A 23,460-nucleotide genomic window follows, 5' to 3' on the forward strand; every position below is an offset into this window, starting at 1 on the left:
CTCGTTAATGTGAAATCAACAATTAGCAATTAACAATTATAGCTTCTCCAGGTCAGTTTTGGTGCGCTCGCTGTTTTGCAGGTTACCAGTGTTTACGGTACTAGCTGGCTCAAACATGAGTACATCGGCCTCGACGGGGGCTACAGGCTTATGCTCCACGCCACGAGGTATTACAATGCATTCTCCCGGATCTAGTACAACCACCTTATCGCGTAGGTGCATTTCAAACTGGCCGCTTACCACCAAGAAAAACTCATCCTCGTGCTCGTGGTGGTGCCACTCAAACTCGCCTTTAAACTTAGCCAGTTTTACCTGCTGTCCGTTCAGTTCGCCGGCAATTCGTGGGTTCCAGTAGTCGTTTATCAGGCTAAATTTTTCGACTAGGTTTACTTTATCTATACTTTGCATGCTATGGATGATAAATATCAGTTAAATTTATTTGGACTCATTCTAAATAGTCGTTAGCTTTGTAACGTTATAAGAAAGCAGCTACAGCTAAGTTAGGAGAGAAGATGCACACATCCATACAATTAACTGATATTTATACTTCGGAGGCAGGAGCGGTTTACCAGTGCGATCGCCGCAACAGGATTTTAGTTGATTTTGCCAATGAACTGGCGATACTTAAAGTGGATGCCTTCCTTAGACTGAAGAAAGCAGTAGATAGTATAAACCTGGAGCAAATGGCCGGCAGCACCGACAGAGCTTCTGACTTCGAGATTGTATCGGTTTGTGGCTGCGATAAAATATATGTGCTGACTCTGCCACAGCTTTATGCCTTTAAAGAACTACTAGCTGAGGCAAAGTTTACGTTAGACCTAAACAGTATGCTGCACGAGTGCCTCTTCACACAGATGGCATAGAAGTATACTTGAATTCACTGATCCAGCACAGCCTAACCGCTGTGCTTTTTTATTTAGACTACTTCCATATTTCGGCCCCTGTAGCCAGATTTAAAACAATTCCTTTAAATTTAGGTATGTATAAGGAGGCCCGATTTATAATTGGGTGCCATTATCTAACCAAAACTGATCTACCAAATGAAGGATTTATTAAGACTTAGAACCTCACTTACCGAGGACATAGAGAGAGCCCTAAACGACCAGATAAAAATGGAAGCGGAAGCCTCTGCGATGTACCTTGCCATGAGCAGCTGGTGCGACCGTAATGGCTTCGATTTTAGTGCAGGCTATTTTAAAAAGCAGTCGGATGAGGAGCGTGAGCACATGCTGCGCCTATTTAAATATGTTTCTGATATGGGTGGCCGTGCTGTTTCTCCGGATGTTACAGGCGTGCAGGTAGAGTTCGAATCGTTTAGAGGCGTATTTGAGCAGGCGTTGCAGCAGGAGATAGCCGTTACGCAGTCTTTTAACCGCATGGCTGATAAATGCCAGAAAGCAAAGGACTATGTTACGTTCACGTTCCTGCAGTGGTTCCTGAAAGAGCAGATTGAAGAAGAGTATATTGCCCGCCGTGCCCTGGAGTTGTTTGAGATAATAGGAGAGGAAGGCACAGGCCATTACGAGATAGATAAGCGCGTACCAAAGATCAAGTATGAAGATACCTATGAAGGTTAACAGCGCTGTAATAGATTAAAAGTAAAAAGCCTTTGGTGTAGACCAAAGGCTTTTTTTATGCTAAAACTTTTCAGCAGGTGGAGTTTTCTTTAAGATTTTATCTTCGAATGCCTGTTTTGCCTGTTGTTCTGTTACATGGTGCATCCAAACATTTTCAGGCTGAAAGGACATAACAGGTGCAAAGTCGCAGCGATCGGTGCATTCAGTTTTTACTACTTCCACGCTTCCTTTCAGGCCTGCTTCTTTAATTAAGCTTCGGAGTGCCTTGCCATTATCTTTGCCGCCTTTTTTTTTGCACTTGCTGCCGGTGCATACATATATTACTTTATCAGGGGTGTTAAATGATTTGCTCATGTGAGGGTTTACGGGTGCAATAGTAACATTAGTTTAGCTATTCTGGCTAATTCAAAATTTGCTTAAGCCGAGGCAACTACGTTTGTCTTAATTTTAATCCAGTCTTGAGCATCAGCCAATCGATCAAACAGTTTAACTTCAAAAGAGTTTTCTGCACATTCTGCTAATTTTTTTGCGGCCTCCTCGGCAAAAGAGCCTTTGCTTACAACGTGTGCATAAAATCTCAATCCAGATAATTTCGCTGCAGGTACCCAGTAATTGCACAGCCATTCTAATGAACTGTCCCAAGGGCCTACAAATTCGCTGTTATCTGTAATAGCGCTAGAGCAGCTAGTCTCCTGCAAAACCTCAATATAAGAATTAGCACCCTGCTTTACGTTTTCAGAAGACGCATATCCAATCCAGTTGTTATAGATAAGGTCGTTTGTGCTATCATAACTAATCGTTAGAAAAGTCTTGCCAGTCGCGCTCTTAAATTTTCTCATATTTTCCATAGCAGATTAGTAATATACTAGCCTCCATAACCTTTTCTGATGCAACTTAGTTCTAAATTAAAAGCTATTTAATATTCTGGGTTACAAATATTTAGGCTTTTTTTATTTTTTTATAAAAGCTGTTTTTATGATTTGCTATAAGTTGCTAAATATGAATAGTTTATATGCAAAGTCCCGGCAACTTTCGGTGCCGGGACTTTATATGTAACTTAATATAAATATACTTATTAAGATGCCTGTCTTGGTTTTGGAAGCGGCTTTCGTGGAACCAGCTTATCGCGCATGGCAGTATGGTACACAATTGATGCTACAATCGTGGCAGCTTGCTTCAAATCATCTGCCTGAAGTCGCTCATACGTGTCCTGGTTGGTGTGGTGTGTACGGGTATCATAGTCAATCTCATCCTGAATAAACTGAAAGCCCGGTAAGCCTACTGCATCAAAGGCCAAATGGTCGGTGCCGCCGGTATTTCGGATGGTGACAGTTGTAGCACCCAGATCGTAGAACGGTGCCAGCCACGCCTCCATAATAGATCTGATAGCATCATTGCCCTGCAAGTAAATGCCCCTGATCTTACCAGTGCCGTTGTCGAGGTTATAATAGGCGGATAGTTTTTCGTGTTCTTTGGTTAATTTCATAGTAGCTGGGTCGCCGAAGTGGTTTTTAACATAACCTCTGGAGCCGTGCAATCCTTGCTCTTCGCCACCCCATAGTGCAATACGGATGGTACGCTTTGGCTGCAAGCCCAGTGACTGAAGTATGCGAACAGCTTCCATCATCACGGCTACACCGGCAGCATTGTCGGTAGCGCCTGTAGATGCATGCCAAGAGTCGATGTGACCACCCAGCATTACAACCTCATCTTTTAGTTTCTTGTCTGTTCCCGGAATCTCGGCAATCACGTTATAGCCTTTCAGATCGTCGGAATAGAATCGTGTTTTGGTTTCAACTTCCAGTTCAACTGGCTGTTTGGCCTCTAATAAGCGTACTAGTCTGCCATAGTCTTCCAAGCCCATTTCCAATTCTGGTAGGGCAGGAGCGGCATCTTTGGCATAAGGTGCACCATTGCTGGTAAAGTGCGTACCATGCATGCCACCTCTGGTGCTAAGTATAACGGCGGCTCCTTCTGTTTTAAAGAACTCTGTGGCTTTGTTGCGCAGAGCCATCCGTGCGCGGTACTGGGCAATACGTTCTGGTGTCCAACTGGAGGTGGAGTTACCGGTTGCTTCCGGGCTCATGGCCAGTTCTTTTAGCTGATCCAGTGTATAACGCTTGGCATCTGCCTCAAACGTAGTTTTAGCCTCGTTGTCCAGTTTGGTAAGTATGATTTTGCCAGCTAATTGGCCTTTATACTTTTGCAGGTCTTCTTCTTTCTCGATTTCTACCAGCACAGCCTTGCCTTTTACGGGGCCATTTGTGCCCGGAGTCCAGGCTTTAGGAGTAGCGATTAAATGCTGGTAGTAAGGTGCCGTCATGGCAATGTATGATTTTTGTATCTCCCAGCCTTTGCCGAACTCGCCCCAAGACTCCAGTTTCGCGTTTTTAAGACCCCACTCGGTCAGCTTGTCTTTTGCCCACTGGTTAGCTCTGTCTAGCCCCGGCGAACCTGATAAGCGTGGTCCTGATACATCGGTCAGGTAAAAAGCGGTTTCCATTACCTGAGAGTTTTTCAGGCCTTCCTGTTTAATGCGGTGCACCACATCCAGGTTTACAGGTTCCTGCTGGGCCTGTGCCACAAAGGCAAATTGGAGCGCAACAGCAGCTAAGAGTAGAGGTTTTTTAAGCATAGTTTAAGTTTAGTTAATTAAGATTAGTTGAGGGAATATAAGGGAAATTTTCTGAATGATCTTCAATAGGATTCAAATTATGTAAAACTACATGGCCATCAATACTAGTCTTACTTTCAACATATTCTACAGTGCCACTTCTATTTCTTAAGTCTCTTGCCTTGCCTGGAATACCATCACGGCCTTTCTGCCCAGCCTTATGTAGTATAGTAATACTATTTGTATCTCTTTGTTCCTGATTAAAGACAGGAACAAAGCCGCTGGTTGAATAAGTGAAGAGTAAATTTCCTCCGTTTCCTGCATTGCCTCCCTGAGTTGCATTTGAGCCATCTGTTCCTGGCTCTCCTGGGTGTAAAACCTTGTAAGACTGAACAACTCCCTGAGAGTCCCTATAAGTAATGGTTTCAGTTCTGCTTTTTGTCCCGGGCTGTCCATCATGCCCATTTCTTCCTTGTGCACCGTTGCCTCCTCTTGTGTCAATTATCAAACTGCCTAGTCGTTCTAATCCTAATTGAATTGTTAAGTTTCCCCCATTCTGGCCATGTGTTGCATCGCTTTTAGATCTATTTTTCGCACCATCGGCTCCTTTGGATATAATGACACAGCCATTCCCAATGATTGCTACTTTGACCTCCAATGTTCCATGTAGTTCGGGATTAAAAACGATGCTAGATTTATCAAACATAATAAGTGTATCTACTCGGAGTGTATTGTCAGAGCTAACAACGTACTTCTTCCCCTTTTCTACCACTAATTTGTTAAGGTATGTGGTTTTATCTTGTGCATACAACTTGATGCTTATTAGAGCAAATACAGTAAAAATCAAAGCTAGGGAGATGAATTTATAGTGTGTTTTCATATGGTATTTGTTCGTGGATTTGGATTGATTCCTTAGTATTGAGCAGGTGCAGTACAAGTATATAGTATAGTAGTTTTATTTCAAATAGGATTGGTAACTGTGCGAAATTTGAAGTATGAAGATATGAACGCTGAAGCTTTACATATTTTGCTAATTAACTTGACTGTTCAAAATTATCAATTCTAACCGACCATTGATTCTAAATGCATTTTTTCGGCCTCCTGTATTTAATTTAATATGCTATTGATATCATGTTAATTACGGTTGAAAATTGGGCTAAAGCCATCTGTGCTATACATAAACATCAAGTTACCTCCGTTTCCTCCTTTTCCACCCCTGGTAGCAGCAAGGCATTGGTGCCAATAACAGCGACTTTTGCTTCAGGTACATTTACTTAGATGGAATAAAATTTATGGTTGCTTTGCCATGCATATAGTAATTAGCAAATACTTTAAGTTAAGCAGTATCTTTAGGTACTGCTTAACTTCATGGCAATAATCATACCTAAAATATTTAAGAAATAATATATAGATATGTTTAATTGCGAATTGATTGGTTGCATGTTGTTCAAACCAAAAAAACAAGCAGAACTTTAAACTCTTCACCTTATATTTAGTCTACAGTTCAACTTAACTAATCTAACCTAAAACATATCGTATGAACTTTACTAAAACCAAAACGGCCAGGCGGTTAGCCTCCTCTCTGCTGTGCCTGCTGCTGTTAGGTGGTTCTGCTCCTGTTGCCATAGCGCAGAGTAAGCAAGACACCAACATCGGCTACCAAAAACCGCCGCAGGCCATGGCCGACATCATCGAGGCGCCTTCTACACCGGGGGTAAGCATTAATTCGAAAGGCGACTGGATGCTTTTGATGGAAAGATCTGGTTACCCAAGTATAGAAGAAGTATCAGCGCCAGAAAGCCGCATAGCCGGCCTGCGCATTAACCCGGCCACTAACGGACAAAGCCGCAGCAGTTTTTCTAATGGCTTAAAGCTAAAGCAGGTAAACAGCGGACAGGAGTTTGAGATCAAAGGATTGCCTAAAAACGCCCAGATATCTTATGTTAGCTGGTCTCCGGACAATAAGCACATCGCGTTTACAAACACTGTTGCCAACGGAATAGAGCTCTGGACAGCCGACCTTAGCTCAAAGCAAGCCAGAAAGCTGACCAATGCCGTAGTGAACGATGCTTACAGCGGACGCCCTTTTGAGTGGGCTTCTGACAGCAAAAGCCTTCTAGTTAAGTTTATCGACGAGAAGCGCGGAGAGGCGCCAAAGTATAGCCATGTACCAGCCGGGCCAAACGTGCAGCAAAACATTGGCAAAGCAAGGCCATCGCGTACGTACCAGGATCTTCTAAAGAACCGCTACGACGAAAGTCTGTTCGATTACTACATGGCTACCCAGCTTAAGTTCGTAACGTTAGACGGTCAGCAGACACCAGTTGGTAAGGCTGGTATCATTAAAAGTGTAGATATTTCTCCGGATGGCCAGTACTTGTTAGTTTCTACTATCCAGAAGCCATACTCTTACCTGGTGCCTCACTATTACTTCCCGTACAATGTAGAAGTATGGAACCGTGATGGTAAAGTTGTGAAAGAGCTTGCCAAACTGCCATTGGCCGAAGATATTCCGATCGCGTTTGATGCCGTGGCGAAAGGTCCGCGTAGCTACAACTGGCGCCCTGACAAACCTGCCAGCCTGTACTGGGCTGAGGCGCAGGACGGCGGCGACGCTAACAAAGAAGTAGCTGTTCGTGATAACGTTTATACCTTAGACGCTCCTTTTGTAAGCAATCCTACTAAAATAGCTTCTACAAAATATCGTTACAGAGGCGTGCAGTGGGGCCAGAACAACATGGCCATCGTGAACGAGCGCTGGTGGAAAACCAGAACAGAGCGTGCCAGCCTGATAGAGCCTAATAATCCATCTAAAGCCGCTGTAGTACTTATCGAGCGTTCTTACGAGGATAACTACAACGATCCAGGCTCACCGGTTTATACCAAAAACCAGTATGGCCGCAGTGTGCTGATGACCGACAAGAAAGGCCAGAACATCTACATGATATCTGAGGGTGGATCGCCGGAGGGTAACAGGCCTTTTGTGAGCGAGTTTAACCTGAAGAACAAGAAAGGTAAGATACTTTGGAGATCTGAAGCGCCATACTATGAGCGTCCGGTGGATATCATCGACCTGAGCAGCAAAAAGATCATTACCAGAAGAGAGTCTGAGAACGACCCGCCGAACTACTTCGTACGCGACCTGAGCAAAAAATCGCTGACGCAAGTAACTAAATTCCCGCACCCAACTCCTCAGTTGCAGGGTGTGCAGAAAGAGATGCTGCAGTACGAGCGTAACGATGGTGTAAAACTGACAGCCATTTTATACTTGCCGAAAGATTACAAGAAAGGGGACAAGCCACTACCGATGCTGATGTGGGCTTACCCGCGCGAGTTTAAGAACGCCGATGCAGCTGGCCAGGTAAAAAGCTCTCCTTACGAGTTTACACGCATCAGTTCTGGTTCCCCGTTGTTCTGGGTAACCCAAGGTTACGCTGTACTTGATAGAACCGATATGCCGATTGTTGGTGAAGGTGATGCACAGCCAAACGACACGTATAACGAGCAGCTAGTGGCAAGCGCTAAGGCTGCCATCGATAAAGTGGTAAGTATGGGTGTGGCTGATCCGAAACGCATTGCAGTTGGTGGTCACTCTTACGGTGCCTTTATGACAGCTAACCTGCTGGCGCACTCCGATCTGTTTGCGGCTGGTATCGCGCGTAGCGGTGCTTACAACCGTACGTTAACGCCGTTTGGTTTCCAGCAGGAAGAGCGTTCTTACTGGGAGGCCCCTGAAGTATACTTCCAAATGTCGCCGTTCTCTTATGCGCACAAGGTAAAAACTCCGATCCTGCTGATCCACGGTGAGGCCGATAACAACTCGGGTACTTTCCCGATCCAGAGTGAGCGTTTCTACAATGCTTTAAAAGGACATGGCGCTACTACTCGCCTGGTGTTCCTGCCTGCTGAGTCGCATGGTTACGGTGCTAAGGAGTCTATCCTGCACATGCTTTGGGAAATGAACCAGTGGTTGGATACCTATGTGAAGAACCGCCCTGTGCAGTAACACCGCATACTTTATACTTTAACAAAATGCCCCAGCTATACTTTAGCCGGGGCATTTTGTTTTAGATCAGGATTTGCAGGAGGTAGATGGATAGGAATATGTTCAGTACTAGCCCCTGCAAATCTTGGTTCTACTAATTACAGCTGATAAACTCCTCTTGCTGGGTCTTGGTGTAGAAGTTGGCTCAGTGCCTCATACAAAGTTGGATTAGAAAGCCTGAAATCATGCGGCCTCTCAAAGAAAGACTCTACACAAACAGCAAAGAACTCGTGTTCGTCCTCACAGGCCTGTTGCCTTAAAAAGCCTGTTGGCTGGTGCTGCAGCTTTAGCATTTCACTTCTCGAAATAGCTTGCCAATTCTCTAGGTGCTGCCTATCCAGAAAATCATACTCATTGTTGCGGATCATGTTCTCCAGGTGCAGCGCATGGGCCATTTCATGCAGCCCCAGGTTCAGGCCATCGGCAACGTTGCCGTAGCCGCTCTCAAAATCCCGCCACGATAGCACAATAAGGCCGCGCATGTTTACTTCACCGCAATGGTAGCGCTTAAAGATGGTAGAGTAGTAGCGGTCGGGGTACACCAGAATGGTTTTGAAGTGAGAAAGGTAAATCGGCCCCAGACCGAATGTTGCCTGTATTGCACTGGCTGCAATGTGCACTTTCATAGGCAAGGTAATCTCAAAGCGATCACCGCGTGGAATGAAATTCTTTTGAAGTATAAACTGGGCTACCCGCTTTTCAAATTCCTGTTGCTGACTGTGCGGCAGGGCCATGTAATATGGTAGCTGTCGGCGGCGCAATTCTGCTTTGTATGGGCTCAGGCGTAGCTGCTTTATACCATACTGTACCAACTCAATAACCCCATACACCATTGCAATAGCAACTAAGGCCTGTAAAGCTGTAAGCTCATCTAATACAAAAAATGAGGTAAATAAGTTGCTGTAGAGCAGCGTTGGTTTATAAGTTAACACTTTGCTATTATGATATGTATTAAGGATCAAAAAGACCAACGCAAGTAAGTGCAGATAGCTGCATCTGAAGCTTTTAAAAATAGGCGCCAGTTAAAGTATGAGTTTTGATTTGAAAAGTCCCGGCTCCTCTGTTTACTCCCAGAACTTTTCTATTATATAAAGTATAGATTATAATAATCTCTTACTCATTCGTCACCTTAACCGTGTGCTTTACTACCTGCCTTGGCCAGTTCTGTGCGTCAACAGGTTCTTCTGCTATCTTTTCTGCCACATCCATTCCTTCAATCACTTCTCCAAATACCGTATACTCTGTATCTAAGCCGGGTTCACCGCCTATTGTTCTGTAAGTCTCAACCTGCTCAGGAGTATACTTTGTATTGTGCTGCTGTTCGTAGGCTGCCAGTTCATCAGCATTGCGTTTCTCGCCTAGCACAATGTAAAAGTTATGCGATGATGATTCCTTGTCGGGGTTACGCTCATCGCCATAGCGGGCCATAGCCAGTGCACCTCTTTTATGGATATACTTGGTGTTAAACTCCTGAGGCAACCTATACTTGCCAAATTTCATGGTTCGGTTATCAGAGTCTCCGCCTTGTATGGCAAAGCCCTTTACTACCCGATAAAATTCTCCCTGGTCGTAAAAACCTGCTTTGGCAAGACGAACGAAATTAGCACGGTGCAGGGGAGTATCTTCATATAGCTTTACTTTAATATCGCCGTGCCGCGTACTTATAACAGCAATGCTATCTTGGTTTTGCTGGCCATAAACTGTTAAGGCATCTACAACATTCTCTGACGTTAGCTGCTCCAGTGTGGGTTCAGCCGCAGTGGCTTCAGAGTCAATATCAGTTCCTTCCTTATCAGAAGAATTGCAGGCAGTAGCAAATAACATACAGCCAGCTGCTAGCAAAGCTTTGCTAATCTGCTTAAATGGTCGGTTATATTTCATGTTATACATTGTTTGCTGATTTACTAAGCTACTAAATCTATGTTATATATACTATATACGCAAAAGAGTAAACGTAACCCTAAAGGCTTAATAAATTGTAAATTTCTGATATAATTAGATGTATCGTATCTGTGCTTCCTTTTATTACAGTATAGCTATATTGATGTATAACAGCAGATGTAGTAGCAGGTGTCCTAAAATATAGGTGCAGCAGCTGTCAGGCAAATAAAACTGATGATTATGTCTGGTTCCTGTGTTATAACATAAGATACTAATTAGACTTTATTTTTATAAATACGCTATATATCATTTGTGTATATTTATTATAATCAATATATTAGAATTGACGTCACTAATTTTTATTGTTCTTTTTTAATCACTAACACCTTAAACAAGTATGAAAAACACCTTACATTTTCGTGGAATTGTACGCTCTGTACTATTTGGAGCAGCTTTAACTACTGCGGCTTGCACATTCACTTCATGCGATCAGGACACAGCAGAGGCTTTGAGCCCACAGCAGGAGGTTGATGCGGTATCAGAGAATGGAGCCATCATTCCAGGTCAATACATTGTTGTATTTAATCAAGACGAAACATTGCGTTCAGATCCTGATGCTACTTACGAGCAGCGCATTGAAGTAGTACGTAAGAGAGGCCGCAGCATTTTAGAGGCTAATGGCGTGCAAGATGTAAAAATTGAGCAGGCCTTTGGTAAAACGATAAGCGGTGTAGCTGCCAGGTTATCAGAGGGTGAGGTAGCAAAACTGCGCCAGGATTCAAGAGTAGCTTACATAGAGCCAGACAGGGTTGTAATGCTTGCAAAGCCTAGCAAAGGCGGCGGTGGCTCTACCGCACAGGAGACGCCTTGGGGTATTACCCGTGTTGGCGGTGCAACCAGTGGTGCCGGTAAAACAGCCTGGGTTATCGACTCTGGCGTTGACCTGGATCACCCAGACTTGAACGTAGATGCAGGCAGAAGCTTTACAGCCTTTACTTCGGGCAGAGATAACACTCCAGACGATAATAACGGGCACGGTACACACGTAGCCGGAACCATCGGCGCGTTAGATAACTCGACTGGTGTAGTGGGTGTGGCACACGGAGCTACAATTGTAGCCGTAAAAGTACTGGATGCCCGTGGCAGTGGCGCTTATTCGGGCGTGATTGCAGGTGTAGACTATGTGGGGGCAAACGGTAAAGTAGGTGATGTAGCCAACATGAGTTTGGGCGGACCAGTATCCCAGGCACTTGACGATGCCGTTAAGGCAGCCGCAAACAAGGGAATCAAATTTGCACTGGCAGCCGGTAACGAAAGTACAGACGCAAATAATTCTTCTCCGGCAAGAGTAAACGGTGCCAATATTTACACGGTATCTGCGATAGATGTGAATGATAGATTTGCCTCTTTCTCTAACTACGGTAATCCGCCTGTTGATTATGCTGCACCGGGTGTAAGTATAAAATCTACCTGGAAAGGTGGTGCCTATAACACAATCAGCGGTACGTCTATGGCATCGCCACACGTAGCTGGCCTGCTGCTGTTAGGTAACATAACTACATCGGGTACTGTAGCAAACGATCCGGATGGCAACCCGGACCCAATAGCACACAACTAATAAGAATTTAAGTTTGAAGTTAAGGTTAACTGAGGGGGCAGCTTATGGCTGCCTCTTTTTTTTGGCAACTTAAAGCTTCTTCCGCATCACGTAGTCGTTCATCCAGTAAGGGCCAATGGCAATATCCTCCTGCTGGTGCACATGGTAGCCGCAACGCTCATAAAACTCCTTTGCTTTGTTGTAGCGGTTCACGTTCAGGTCAAGTACAGCGGCTCCTTCCTTTTTAACTTCCTCTTCCACAGCTCTTATAAGTATCCTGCCATACCCTTTGCCCTGGCATGCTGGCAACAGGTATATTTTATTCAGCTTGAATACTTTCTCTATCTTATCCTTTTCTGAGTAAGACGCAAAGCCAACAGGGCGTTCTTCTTCTAAAAGTATAAAAAAGCGCTGCCCTGCCTGCATTTGCTGCTGCAGCGCCTCATACGTATAAATTACCCCGAACATATAATCTATTTGCTCCTCCGATAGTATACTGCTGTAAGTATGGCTCCAGGTGGCTAGGGCAAGTGCTTCTATAACAGGGATGTCTGCCTGGGTGGCTGATTTTATACTTAGGTCTGGGTGCATGAGCATGTATTTTAAAACAAACGCAAGTTAAAGCCGGCGAACCTAAATGCCAATGCCGGCTGTACTTTATACTCTTACCTTAACTATTATCTTTGTAAGTATAGCTCCTTAATCATATTAACAGAAAACCATGAAAGCGATATACCTTGAAGCCATTAACAAGCCTTTTACCCTGATCGAAAAAGAGAAACCCAGCGCCGGACCAGGCGAAGCTGTAGTGCAGGTAAAAGCTGCGGCTCTTAACCACCGCGATGTCTGGATACAGTATGGCCGCTACTTCACAAAAGACTACCCTGCTATACTTGGCTCTGATTGCGCTGGCATTGTAACTGAGGTAGGAGAGGGCGTTGACAAAATGTGGCTTGGCAAAGAGGTTATTGTGGATCCGTCATCTGACTGGGGTGATAACCTGAGAGCACAAGGTAAAGAATTTAAAGTACTGGGGATGCCTGAAGACGGAGCCTTTGCAGAGTACGTAAAAGTACAGGCTGCTAACCTGCATGAGAAACCCGAGCACTTAACATTTGAAGAAGCAGCAGCCTTGCCTTTGGGCGGTGTAACAGCTTACCGGGCCATGTTTACAAAGTGCGGTTTGCAGGCCGGCGACAAGGTGCTGGTAACAGGTGCAGGCGGTGGCGTGGCTTTGTTTGCCATTCAGTTTGCAGCGGCTGTTGGCGCCGAAGTATGGGTAACTTCTGGCAGCGACGAAAAAATTGGCTTAGCCTTGGACCTGGGAGCCACAGACGGTATCAACTATAAGTCAGAAGGTTGGGGCAAAGCGCTCAAAGAAAAGGCAGGTGGTTTTGATGTGATCATTGACGGTGCTGCCGGAGAGGGTTTTGTGCAACTGGTAAAGCTGGCTAAACCCGGAGGGCGCATTGGCATGTATGGTGGCACCACTGGTATGATCGGGCAGCTTAACCCAGCAGAGATATTCTGGAAGCAGCTAGCTATACACGGTAGTACCATGGGAACTGCCCAGGACTTTGCAGAAATGGTGCGCCTGGTAGACGAGAAGGGGATAAAGCCTGTAGTAGACATTGTATTCCCACTTGAGAAAACCGAAGAAGCCATGCGTTATATGGAAGCCGGAAAACAGTTTGGAAAGATCGTAGTGAGAATTGACTAGTGATAAAGGATATTATTTATCTAGTAGATTTAAGAATGTACCTGCTATGCCTTGAGAAGGCTTACAGCAAAGTATAAGTTTAATAAGTACGCTATAATGAATGTAAATGCATGGCCGTTTAAACGAATGGCAGTAATGGGAGGTGCTATAGGTCTGTTAATTCTCGGTTCCTGTGCCGGCCCAACCTTTCAAATACTTGAGAAGCCTATCTTATTTGATAAGGAACGAAAGCAGCTCTCGCTGGAGTACATGGAGAAGAGGTATAACATTCGGCAGGAGGTGCCCTATATAGAACCTAAAATGATCGTGCTGCACTGGACGGCCATACCTACGCTGGAAAGATCTTTTGCTGCCATGAATCCGACATTACTTCCGGGCGCACGCACTGAGATTGGCACTGCAAGCAACCTGAATGTATCTGCTCAGTTTCTGGTAGACAGAGATGGCACCGTTTACAGGCAGTTACTTGATACAGCTTTTGCCCGCCATGTGATCGGGCTGAACCACTGCGCAATCGGTGTAGAGAATGTTGGAGGAGGAAAAGAAGGGCTTACAAAAGCACAGCTTAAAGCAAACGAAGACCTGGTACGGTACCTGAAAAGCAAGTATGACATAGAGTACCTGATAGGACATTACGAGTATCAGGATTTTGTAAACCATCCGCTGTGGAAAGAGGTAGATACAGGCTACAGAACCCAGAAAGTAGATCCAGGTGCAGATTTTATGAAAAAGATCAGGCAAAGAACAAAGGATTTGGGGCTTAAAGGATCTCCAAAGCCTTAAAGATGATAAAGTATAACTAGCCTAACCATTTATACTTTAGAAAACAGAATGGCCGCTGCTATACTATAGCAGCGGCCATTCTGTTTAAATCTATTGAACTTATAAAAGCCCTTGATCACGGGTTTTACTGATTCTGGTTCACAAGGTTAAGCAGGAAAGCATATTGCAGGGCAGTTTCCTTATAACGCTCAAATCTCCCAGATGCACCGCCATGTCCTGCTACCATATTCGTGTGCAGTAGCAGCATGTTGTTGTCGGTTTTCATTTCACGGAGTTTTGCTACCCATTTGGCTGGCTCCCAATACTGCACCTGAGAATCGTGAAGGCCGGTGGTTACAAGCATATTAGGATAATCTTGTGCTTTCACGTTATCGTAAGGCGAATAAGACAGCATGTAGTCATAATACTCCTTCTGTGCCGGGTTTCCCCACTCATCAAACTCGCCGGTTGTAAGCGGAATACTTGTGTCCAGCATAGTAGTTACCACATCAACAAAAGGCACAGCTGCTAGCACACCCTTGTACAGGTCTGGGCGCATGTTTACGATAGCACCCATCAGCAGTCCGCCGGCGCTGCCACCTTGTGCAAATAATTTGTCAGGGTTTGTGTACTTCTGTTCTATCAGGTACTCAGAGGCATCGATAAAATCAGTAAAAGTGTTTTTCTTTTTCAGCATCCTGCCTTCTTCGTACCATTTGCGGCCCATTTCCTGGCCACCGCGTATGTGCGCAATGGCATAAATAAAGCCTCTGTCCAGCAAGCTCAAACGTACAGAACTAAACCCAGGGTTGGTGCTGATGCCGTAGGAGCCGTATGCATATTGCAGCAATGGGCTTGAGCCATCCATTTTTGTGCCTTTGCGGTAAACCAGCGATATCGGAATTTTAGTGCCATCATCGGCAGTAGCGTAAACGCGCTTAGCTTCGTAGTTATCCGGGTTAAAATCACCAACAACCTCCTGGCGCTTCTTCAGCTCCCTTTGCTTAGTTTGCATATTGTAGTCGTAGGTAGAGTTTGGTGTTGTTAGTGAGCTATACTCGAAGCGAATTATATTACTGTCGAAATCAGGGTTTATACTGATGTAAGCCGTATAAGCCTCTTCACCAAAGTCGATGTAGTAGTCTGATTTAGGGTCGTTCCATTTCTTTATTCTGATTTGGGTAAGGCCGTTTTTACGCTCCTGCAGTGCCAGCTGGTCTTTAAAAATTTCGATACCCTCCAGCAATACATCCTCGCGGTGTGGAATAACATCTTTCCAGTTGGCTTTGCCCGGTTTAGTAACCGGTGTCTGCATCAGTTTAAAGTTTGTAGCACCATCCTTATTGGTAACAATGTAGAAGTTATTGCCGAAATGGTCTATACTATACTCCAAGCCTCTTTCGCGTGGCTGAATTACCCTAAATGTGCCATTAGGGCTATTAGCATCCAGGTAGCGGTACTCATTTGATACGGTGCTGTTAGAGCCAATGATCAGGTACTTCTCAGACTTAGTTTTGTAAATAAATGTGCTGAAGGTTTCGTCTGCCTCATGGTATACTTCTTTATCTTGGGAGGAGGGAGTGCCAATGGTGTGCTTAAAGATTTTGAAAGAGCGCAGCGAAGGGGCTTTAACTGTATAGAAAACCGTTTTATTATCGTTGGCCCAAACAGCTCCTCCTGTTGTATTCGGGATGTGGTCTGTCAGCAGCTGGCCGGTGCTCAGGTCTTTAAAGCGAATGGTATACTTGCGGCGGCTTACGGTATCCTCGCCAAAGGCAAGTAGCTTGTTATTTGGGCTAACGTTCATCCCGACAGCAGAGTAATAGCTAAGTCCCTCTGCACGCTCATTGGCATTTACCATTACCTCTTCGGTTGCGGTTAAAGTACCTTTTTTACGCGCAAAAATTGGATACTCTCTGCCTTCCTCAAATCGGGTATAGTACCAGTAGCCGTTTTCTTTAAAAGGTACAGACTCATCTTTTTGGGGTATGCGGCCAACAATTTCATCGTATAACTTTTCTTGTAGGTCCTCAGTGTGGCTGAGCATCTGCTTTGTGTAAGCATTCTCGGCCTCCAGATATGAGATTACTTCAGGGTTCTCACGCTCATTAAGCCAATAGTAATTATCTGTGCGGGTATCGCTATGTGTGCTTAGTTCTTTGGGTACTTTTTTAGCGATTGGCGGCTGTGGTGCAGGAGGAGTTACCTTCTCTGTAGTTGCCACAGCAGTTTCGGTGCCGTTAGTAGAGGTGCTGGCGCTGGTAATAGTGCCGGAGGTGCAGCTACTGAACAACCAGACCGGCATAGCGGTTAGTAGCACCGCGAATGGCATCTTGTAAAGTGGTTTTTTCATATTGTTTTAAAATAGATTAGTTGTTAAAGCCTTACAAGTATAGAAACACAAGCAATAAAGCCTGCAAAAAAAAGCGATTTAAAAGTTATGCATGCAGTGTATTTTTATTTATCTTGAAACTTACCTAACCACAAACCAAAACTATGGCTACACAACAAGAATTTGATAGTGCAGTAGAAAGATCCAAGTCTCTAACAGAACGCCCGTCCAACGACGTGCTGCTGCAGTTATACGCACTATTTAAACAAGCGACTGAAGGCGATGTAAATACCGATCGCCCGGGCGGTTTCGATTTTAAAAACATTGCAAAATGGGATGCTTGGAAAAAGCAGCAAGGTAAAAGCAGCGAAGAAGCTCGCAAGGAATATGTGGAGCTGGTAAACAGACTGGCCGGAAATTAAGCGGTAAATTTTAACTAATTAAACTAAAGCAGCAGCCTTTCAGGTTGCTGCTTTTTTTATGTGCTCTTTGCAAAGTTTGCATTACATTATACAATTATTTAATATTCAGTAGATGCCTCATTCTGCAAAAATATATTTGTTTTATACCAAAAATGTAAACTGTCGTATATAGTACATGGCTGTTGCTGAGGTATCTAGCCTTTTCGAAACGCATCTATCACTTAATCTATATAATTATGAAGGAAAATTACCCTATCAGGGTGCTCATCTTGTTTCTCTTGATGGTGCCCTTTGCTGTTTTTGGCCAAACTTCGGTAACAGGTGTTGTAACAGATGCAGGGTCTGGTAATACATTGCCAGGTGTAAGCGTGGTGGTACTAGGGACTACAACAGGTACTACAACAGATGCTGCTGGCAAGTATACTATACAGCTGCCTGGTGCCACAGGGCGCTTGCAATTTTCATACTTAGGCTATGTAACACAGGTAAAAGATGTAACCGCATCTACTACCTCAGTAGACGTAAGCCTGCAAGAGCGAACAACTAACCTGCAGGAGGTAGTTGTAACAGGTTTGGCAACCACAGTTAAACGCGCAAACGCAGCCAACGCAGTAGCGGCACTTAATACCAAAGAATTGGTAGGCACTACAAATCCTCAAACGTTAGATGGGGCTATAAGTGGTAAAGTGGTGGGTGCCAATGTGGTAGCTAATTCAGGTGCGCCAGGTGGTGGTATATCTGTTAAGTTACGTGGTGTTACTTCTATTTTCGGAGAGTCGGAGCCGCTGTATGTAATTGATGGCATTATCATGGACAACTCTTCTATCTCTGCCGGGCTTAACGCAATAACGGCTGCAGCTGGAGGTGGTAACTCTTCTAACCAGGATAACCCTTCTAACCGTATTGCAGACCTTAACCCTGACGACATCGAAAGTATAGAATTTTTGAAGGGAGCTTCTGCAGCGGCAATTTATGGTTCGCTTGCATCTGCTGGCGTAGTTGTTATTACTACTAAGCGCGGTGCTATGGGCAAAACTATAGTTGATTTTTCACAGGATATTGGTGTGGCAAGAGTGGCAAATCTGCTTGGGCAGCGCACCTTAGACGAGGAGCGGGTAAGAGCATCTTTTGGAGCTACAGCAGTGCCTTTGTTTATTGCAGCCAGAGACCAGGGCCGTTTGATTGATTACGAAGAAGAGCTTTACGGTAATACAGGTATGCTATACAACACCCGCTTAAATGTAAGCGGCGGTTCTGAAAAAACGCAGTTTTTTGTAGGCGGCTTAATACAGGATGAAGAAGGTATTATTGAAAATACTGGTTATGAGAAAAAATCTCTTCGGTTTAATCTAGACCATACTATCTCCAACAGATTCGACTTTAGTTTAAGCACAAACTATATTAACTCATCAGCTGATAGAGGTTTAACAAACAACGATAACAGGGGTGTGTCCTTTGGTGTGGCACTATCCTCTACTCCAAGCTTTGTAGACCTTTTCCCGGATGAAAACGGATTATATCCAAACAACCCCTTCGGTGCATCTAACTTTCTGCAAACACGCGACCTAATCACCAACAACGAATCCACTAACAGATTTTTGGGTGGTTTAACTTTTAACACACAGCTTTACGAAACAGACCAGAGCACAACAAGGCTTACCATACGGGCAGGTTTAGACTTCTACAACTTAAAAACAAGAGCTCTTTTTCCAAGGCTACTGCAGTTCCAGGCAGATGGAAACGGTACAGGTGGTGCCTCTATCCAAGGCAATAATTTTAACCTGAACACGAACTATGCCGCGTTTTTAGTTAATAACTTCTACTTATCAGATAAGACCGTAACTTTTACAACAACAGTAGGAGCCACCCGCGAAAACTTTAACCAGGACCAAACGCTGAATGTGGCCACACAGCTAATAGGCAGCCAGACCAACCTTGATCAGGCAGGTGCTGTAGATGTAACTCAGACCCGCATCATCGAACGCAACAAAGGCTTGTTTTTCCAGGAGGAGTTCAACTTTAAAGACCGGATAATTGCAACAGCAGGCTTGCGCTTAGATAAATCATCAAATAACGCCGATGCCAATGAGTTTCAGGCTTTCCCTAAGTTCTCTTTAGCTGTAAACCTTGCCAACTTTGATTTTTGGACAAACGAAACCATTGGGTTAATTAAGCTGCGTACTGCTTACGGCGAAGCTGGTGGCTTCCCGGTATTTGGAGCAAAGTATACATCTTTAGTGCCGTTTAACATTGGCGGTAATGCCGGCCTAATTAACGCAATACAGCGAGGTAACGAGGATATACAGCAGGAGCGCCAGAAAGAGCTTGAGGCAGGAGTAGACGTAGGTTTACTGGATAGCAGAGTTGTGTTTGAAGCTACAGTGTATCAGAAAACTGTAGAGGATCTTATACTGGTGCAAAACGTGCCTTCTTCTTCTGGCTTTACCACTCGTTTTGTAAATGGTGGCGAGTTGCGCAACAGAGGTATAGAATTAGGTTTAAGTGTTACCCCTATAGAGACTCCTGCTTTTAAATGGGATTCCAGAACAAATTATTGGGTAAACCGCTCTGAAATGACAGAGCTTGATGTTCCTGCTTTCCCGCTGGGAGGCTTTGGTAATACGTTGGGCACCTTCTTTATAGAAGAAGGAGAGTCTGTTACGCAAATTACTGGTATCAAAGGAGAAGAAGGTGTGCAGAAGCTAGGTGATGCGGCGCCTGATTTCCAAATGAGCTTCCAGAACTTCTTCACTATAAAACAGAACCTTACCTTTTCGTTTATGCTGCACTGGAAACAAGGCGGTGACAACATTAACCTAACAGAGTTATTAACTGACCTTGGCGGCACATCCCCAGATTATGACGATGACGATGACGGAGACGGTGTGTCTAATGCGGCAGAGCGTATAGCTGCGCTAGGTGTAAGTGCTGAGCCTTTCGTTCAGGATGCATCTTACCTGCGCCTGCGCGAAGTAGGTTTATACTATAGCCTGCCTCCAACTGCTCTGCAAAGCGTTTTTGGAACAGTAGTGCGCAATCTTCGTGTGGGTGTGTCAGCCAATAATCTTTTCACAATAACAGATTATAGAGGGTATGACCCGGAAGTATCCAACTTTGGAGGCAACGGCCTTTCTACAGGTGTTGATGTTACGCCATTCCCTAACTCCAGAAGAATGTTTTTCCACTTGTCAGTTGGATTCTAACCCTAAATTAAAGAGACCATGAAAAATCTTAAAAATATATCTAAATACTTGAGGGGCTATATCGGACTTGTGGCTTTAGCGCTTGTGCTCCCTGCCTGCGACATAGATGAAATAGAAGATCCTAACAACCCTACCATAGAGTCTGTTCTTGAAAACGCTACTGTTGACGAGTTGAATAATCTGGTAGTCGGAACAGAGTCTGGTATGCGCAATGTGCTGGGAACCTATTATGATAACGTAGGAGTGATAGGCCGTGAGCATTACAGGTTTTCGGGAGCAGACCCAAGATTTACTTCAGATTTGTTAGGGTTTGGTAGCTCTATCTTAGATAACAATACCTTTTACACCACTAACCCTTGGGCTGCACGGTACCGAGTGGTTAAAAACACAAACACGCTTATAGACGCTGTAAATAATACCAATTTGGTAACTGATGAGCAGAAGCAGGGGTATCTTGGGTTCGCGAAAACAATAAAAGCGCACCAACTGCTCCTAAACCTTACCATGATGAATGAAAATGGCATTCGTATAGATGTAGATGATTTTGATAATTTAGGACCTATTGTAAACCGCACTGAAGCACTGGCTGCCATAGAGGGACTATTAGAGGAAGCGAAACAGGATCTTTCAAGCGCTGGGTCTAGTTTTGCCTTTACTTTATCCGATGGGTTTGATGATTTGATAACTGAGCCGGAGCTAAGAAACTCAGCCTCGCCTTCTGATTTTCTGGAATTTAACAGGGCGATATTAGCCAGAGTGAATGTGTATCAGGAGGATTTTAGCGGAGCATTGCAGGCGCTAGACGAATCCTTTCTGGAGCTAAACAACAACTTTGCAAAAGGAGCATACTATATTTTTAGTACGGGCCCCGGAGATCAGCTTAACCCGCTGTTTTTTGCACGAAATGCTACAGGAGAGGTACGTTTAGCACATCCAAGCTATGTAAGTGATGCAACACCTGGCGATGACCGGTTAGGTAAGGTGGCACTGCGAGATGCTCCGGCTACACAAAGTGGCTTAACGAGCCAATATGATGTGGCGCTGTATAATTCTAACACTGATCCTGTGCCTATCATTAGAAATGAAGAGTTGATCCTGATTTATGCAGAGGCGAAAATCCAGACAGGAGCTTTGCCAGATGCTGTTACCGCCTTAGATATCATTCGTACAGGGCACGGATTGCAGCCTTATAGCGGACCTGTTACAAGCGAGGCCTTGATTACAGAGATGCTTCGCCAACGCCGGTATTCTTTATACTTTGAAGGGCACCGTTGGGTAGATATGCGCCGGTATAACAGGTTAAATGAGTTGCCAATTGATCGTGCTGGAGATGATGTCTGGGTAAGCTTCCCGATACCGTTTTCTGAGCTGGATGTATAATTGAATTTTGTCCAACTAAAAAGGGGAGCTGCAAGGCTCCCCTTTTTAGTTGGATTTCCATGTATGGCCGCATTCGTGGCAAGTATACTTTTTTCGGTTCAGGAACGGTACTGGAAAGCCCAGAAACAAGTAACTGATCGAGAATACAGTTTTATTAAACTTTACCTGTTCTACATTATCGGAGCCGCAGTTCGGGCAGGTGTTCACAACTTCGTGCTCCTGCATGGGCGGCGCCAACTCTATAGTGTCATAATCAAAAAGTGTATTTCCTTCCTGTATTCGGGTAAGTATGGCTTTTGCCTCCATTACATCCGTTTCAGGTACCTTAAGCTTAACACCGCCAACGGCATTGGCATAAAAAGGCTGCACACCTATAATGTTCTCGTCACCTAAAAAACAAAGTATACCCTCTGCCTCCAGTCGTCCTTTCAGAATATGGGCTTCGGTTACATCGTTAAATGTGGCGATTGTTATCAGGCGCTCAGCCATACTTTTTTAGTTATTTTTTAGGTGGCAGGTCAAAAGCTTCCGCTTCGTGCTCAAAGTGGCCTTTGTGAGAGCCATCGCAGAACGGTTTGTTTTTAGACAGGCCGCAACGGCAGATTGAGACAAGCTCTCTGCCTCCCAAGCCGTATGCATTTCCGTTTTTATCTACAATTTCGAAATCACCCTCTACACGTAGCGAGCCGTTGTTATTAACAGTAAGTCTAGTTTTTGCCATTCGTCTTAAATTTAATGTAAAACAAATATAGTCAATTTTAGACTGTAATAGAACGAATAGTTTTAAGCAACGCTGTAATAAAAAAAGCCACTCCCCGGTTTTCAGGGAATGGCTTTTCATAAATGCTTTCGCTTATATAAGCTTACTTACTATACACATAAGTATAAGTTTCGCGCTGGCCGTTTGGCTTAACAATTGTCTGGCTTACTGGGTTGCCTGCGTCGTCGTACTTATAAGAGTAAGAATACTTATACGTTTTGTTTGTGCCGTGCACTGTTGTGCTGGCCACAATCACGTTGTTAGGGCTGCTGGTTGTACCAGGCTCTGCAAACTCGAAGAATGGATTACGGTTAGAGTCGTAAGAGTAAGTTGTAGTTGAGAAAAGCTTGGCGGTACCTTTATCATCTATAACAAACTGCTTCTCCTGCGTGTAGTTACCGTTAGGTAGAACCTCATACGTAGTATAAGATTTGGCTTTGCCTTTGTCACCTGTTCCTTCAAAAACAGACTTTTTCTCTAGCGTTTGGTCTTCTTTGTAGCTGTAAGTAGCGTAAGTGCTATACTCTACGTTGCTGTTGTTGTAGTAAGTTGAAGTAGTTCTTTCAAGGTTACCTTTGTCGGAGTAAGCATACATTTGCACCGACAGTACCGCCTGGTTGTCACCGGCGTGTGTTGATACTTTAGTTAGTTTGCCTTTGGCATCGCGCTCGTATTTCTCGAAGCTTTCCAGTTTGCCACTTTCTTTATCGTAGTGGTTAACCTGCGTTACCGATTGCCCGGCAAAGTTGTAGGCAGTCACCTTCGATGAGTCGGCTAATACCTGTGAAATAGTGCCTTGCTTAAATTCCGGCATCACATTTTCCTGCTCACTCTTCTCACAAGAGCTTAGCGCTACCACACCGAAGAAAAGCATGGCAGGTAAAATTCTGTTTTTCAATTTCATTTGGCTAAAAGTTGAAAAGTTGAAAAAAATTAGAACACTACGGCACCTGCTGCCGGTAGGTTGCAGTGAAAACGGAGGAAGACTTAAAATAATTGCATTTTTATAAATAATTTTCTGTGAGCAGGTATGTTGTTATAGGATGCTCTGGTGTTTTGCTTGATGTAAGTTATTGACTATTAGTGTTAAGTGTAGATATTTAGAAGGTTGAAAAAACTTTTAAAAAAATTGAAAAATAGGATAATATATAATGTTTCCTATTTTTA

21 protein-coding genes are annotated in these 23,460 nt (G+C 44.3%); 9 read left to right on the forward strand and 12 right to left on the reverse strand.

From position 1 onward, the window contains the following. Positions 1–36: 36 nt before the first annotated feature. Positions 37–408, reverse strand: coding sequence for a cupin domain-containing protein (locus tag WG943_RS04895; RefSeq protein ID WP_340407151.1), 372 nt, complete (start codon positions 406–408; stop codon positions 37–39). Between the two features lie 104 nt (positions 409–512). Here WG943_RS04895 and WG943_RS04900 point away from each other — a divergent pair, with 104 nt between their 5' ends. Both WG943_RS04900 and WG943_RS04905 read left to right on the forward strand, forming a co-directional pair. Further along, positions 513–863, forward strand: a complete 351-nt coding sequence (locus WG943_RS04900; protein WP_340407152.1) for a hypothetical protein — start codon at positions 513–515, stop codon at positions 861–863. Positions 864–1,040: 177 nt separating this feature from the next. Next, positions 1,041–1,577: a ferritin gene (locus WG943_RS04905; protein WP_340407153.1), complete on the forward strand. Its 537-nt coding sequence runs from the start codon at positions 1,041–1,043 to the stop codon at positions 1,575–1,577. Positions 1,578–1,637: 60 nt separating this feature from the next. On the opposite strand, the gene WG943_RS04910 is transcribed toward WG943_RS04905, so the two are convergent. The 4 genes from WG943_RS04910 to WG943_RS04925 all read right to left on the reverse strand — a co-directional run bounded on the left by WG943_RS04910 (position 1,638) and on the right by WG943_RS04925 (position 5,071). Next, the gene (locus WG943_RS04910; protein WP_340407154.1) at positions 1,638–1,931 is read right to left on the reverse strand and encodes a (2Fe-2S) ferredoxin domain-containing protein; all 294 of its coding nucleotides are present in this window, start codon (positions 1,929–1,931) and stop codon (positions 1,638–1,640) included. A gap of 62 nt (positions 1,932–1,993) precedes the next feature. Continuing rightward, entirely contained in the window at positions 1,994–2,425 is a 432-nt protein-coding gene (locus tag WG943_RS04915; RefSeq protein WP_340407155.1) for a hypothetical protein, read from the reverse strand. A gap of 227 nt (positions 2,426–2,652) precedes the next feature. Further along, positions 2,653–4,212, reverse strand: a complete 1,560-nt coding sequence (locus tag WG943_RS04920; protein ID WP_340407156.1) for a M20/M25/M40 family metallo-hydrolase — start codon at positions 4,210–4,212, stop codon at positions 2,653–2,655. Between the two features lie 13 nt (positions 4,213–4,225). Then, complete coding sequence (locus WG943_RS04925) at positions 4,226–5,071, reverse strand: hypothetical protein (protein ID WP_340407157.1); 846 nt, start codon at positions 5,069–5,071, stop codon at positions 4,226–4,228. Between the two features lie 657 nt (positions 5,072–5,728). Between WG943_RS04925 and WG943_RS04930 the strand changes: the two genes are divergently transcribed. Then, complete coding sequence (locus tag WG943_RS04930; protein WP_340407159.1) at positions 5,729–8,197, forward strand: S9 family peptidase; 2,469 nt, start codon at positions 5,729–5,731, stop codon at positions 8,195–8,197. 137 nt (positions 8,198–8,334) lie between these two features. On the opposite strand, the gene WG943_RS04935 is transcribed toward WG943_RS04930, so the two are convergent. Both WG943_RS04935 and WG943_RS04940 read right to left on the reverse strand, forming a co-directional pair. Further along, positions 8,335–9,168: a zinc-dependent peptidase gene (locus tag WG943_RS04935; RefSeq protein ID WP_340407161.1), complete on the reverse strand. Its 834-nt coding sequence runs from the start codon at positions 9,166–9,168 to the stop codon at positions 8,335–8,337. 181 nt (positions 9,169–9,349) lie between these two features. Then, positions 9,350–10,117: a peptidylprolyl isomerase gene (locus WG943_RS04940; RefSeq protein ID WP_340407163.1), complete on the reverse strand. Its 768-nt coding sequence runs from the start codon at positions 10,115–10,117 to the stop codon at positions 9,350–9,352. Between the two features lie 397 nt (positions 10,118–10,514). Between WG943_RS04940 and WG943_RS04945 the strand changes: the two genes are divergently transcribed. Then, positions 10,515–11,735 (forward strand): S8 family peptidase, encoded by a 1,221-nt coding sequence (locus WG943_RS04945; protein WP_340407165.1) that lies wholly within the window; start codon positions 10,515–10,517, stop codon positions 11,733–11,735. A gap of 69 nt (positions 11,736–11,804) precedes the next feature. Here WG943_RS04945 and WG943_RS04950 read toward each other — a convergent pair whose 3' ends face one another. Continuing rightward, a complete protein-coding gene (locus tag WG943_RS04950; protein ID WP_340407167.1) occupies positions 11,805–12,305 on the reverse strand; it encodes a GNAT family N-acetyltransferase in 501 nt (166 codons plus the stop codon). A 130-nt stretch (positions 12,306–12,435) separates the two neighbouring features. Between WG943_RS04950 and WG943_RS04955 the strand changes: the two genes are divergently transcribed. Both WG943_RS04955 and WG943_RS04960 read left to right on the forward strand, forming a co-directional pair. Further along, complete coding sequence (locus WG943_RS04955; RefSeq protein ID WP_340407169.1) at positions 12,436–13,434, forward strand: quinone oxidoreductase family protein; 999 nt, start codon at positions 12,436–12,438, stop codon at positions 13,432–13,434. Positions 13,435–13,485: 51 nt separating this feature from the next. After that, positions 13,486–14,217, forward strand: a complete 732-nt coding sequence (locus WG943_RS04960) for an N-acetylmuramoyl-L-alanine amidase (protein ID WP_340407171.1) — start codon at positions 13,486–13,488, stop codon at positions 14,215–14,217. Between the two features lie 124 nt (positions 14,218–14,341). On the opposite strand, the gene WG943_RS04965 is transcribed toward WG943_RS04960, so the two are convergent. Further along, entirely contained in the window at positions 14,342–16,549 is a 2,208-nt protein-coding gene (locus tag WG943_RS04965; RefSeq protein ID WP_340407172.1) for a S9 family peptidase, read from the reverse strand. A 143-nt stretch (positions 16,550–16,692) separates the two neighbouring features. On the opposite strand from WG943_RS04965, the gene WG943_RS04970 reads away from it, so the two are divergent. The 3 genes from WG943_RS04970 (at position 16,693) to WG943_RS04980 (ending at position 21,533) form a co-directional block, all read left to right on the forward strand. Continuing rightward, entirely contained in the window at positions 16,693–16,950 is a 258-nt protein-coding gene (locus WG943_RS04970) for an acyl-CoA-binding protein (protein ID WP_340407173.1), read from the forward strand. Positions 16,951–17,186: 236 nt separating this feature from the next. Next, a complete protein-coding gene (locus WG943_RS04975) occupies positions 17,187–20,153 on the forward strand; it encodes a SusC/RagA family TonB-linked outer membrane protein (protein WP_340407174.1) in 2,967 nt (988 codons plus the stop codon). Between the two features lie 18 nt (positions 20,154–20,171). Next, positions 20,172–21,533: a RagB/SusD family nutrient uptake outer membrane protein gene (locus tag WG943_RS04980; protein WP_340407175.1), complete on the forward strand. Its 1,362-nt coding sequence runs from the start codon at positions 20,172–20,174 to the stop codon at positions 21,531–21,533. 45 nt (positions 21,534–21,578) lie between these two features. Here the strand turns inward: WG943_RS04980 and WG943_RS04985 are convergent, their stop codons facing one another. The 3 genes from WG943_RS04985 to WG943_RS04995 form a co-directional block, all read right to left on the reverse strand. Continuing rightward, the gene (locus WG943_RS04985; protein ID WP_340407176.1) at positions 21,579–22,022 is read right to left on the reverse strand and encodes a putative signal transducing protein; all 444 of its coding nucleotides are present in this window, start codon (positions 22,020–22,022) and stop codon (positions 21,579–21,581) included. Positions 22,023–22,032: 10 nt separating this feature from the next. Continuing rightward, on the reverse strand, positions 22,033–22,254 hold the full coding sequence (locus WG943_RS04990; protein WP_340407177.1) for a CDGSH iron-sulfur domain-containing protein: 222 nt from the start codon (positions 22,252–22,254) through the stop codon (positions 22,033–22,035). A gap of 142 nt (positions 22,255–22,396) precedes the next feature. After that, the gene (locus tag WG943_RS04995) at positions 22,397–23,197 is read right to left on the reverse strand and encodes a hypothetical protein (protein ID WP_340407178.1); all 801 of its coding nucleotides are present in this window, start codon (positions 23,195–23,197) and stop codon (positions 22,397–22,399) included. Between the last annotated feature and the right edge of the window lie 263 nt (positions 23,198–23,460).

Source organism: Pontibacter sp. H249, assembly GCF_037892465.1.
Lineage (GTDB): Bacteria > Bacteroidota > Bacteroidia > Cytophagales > Hymenobacteraceae > Pontibacter.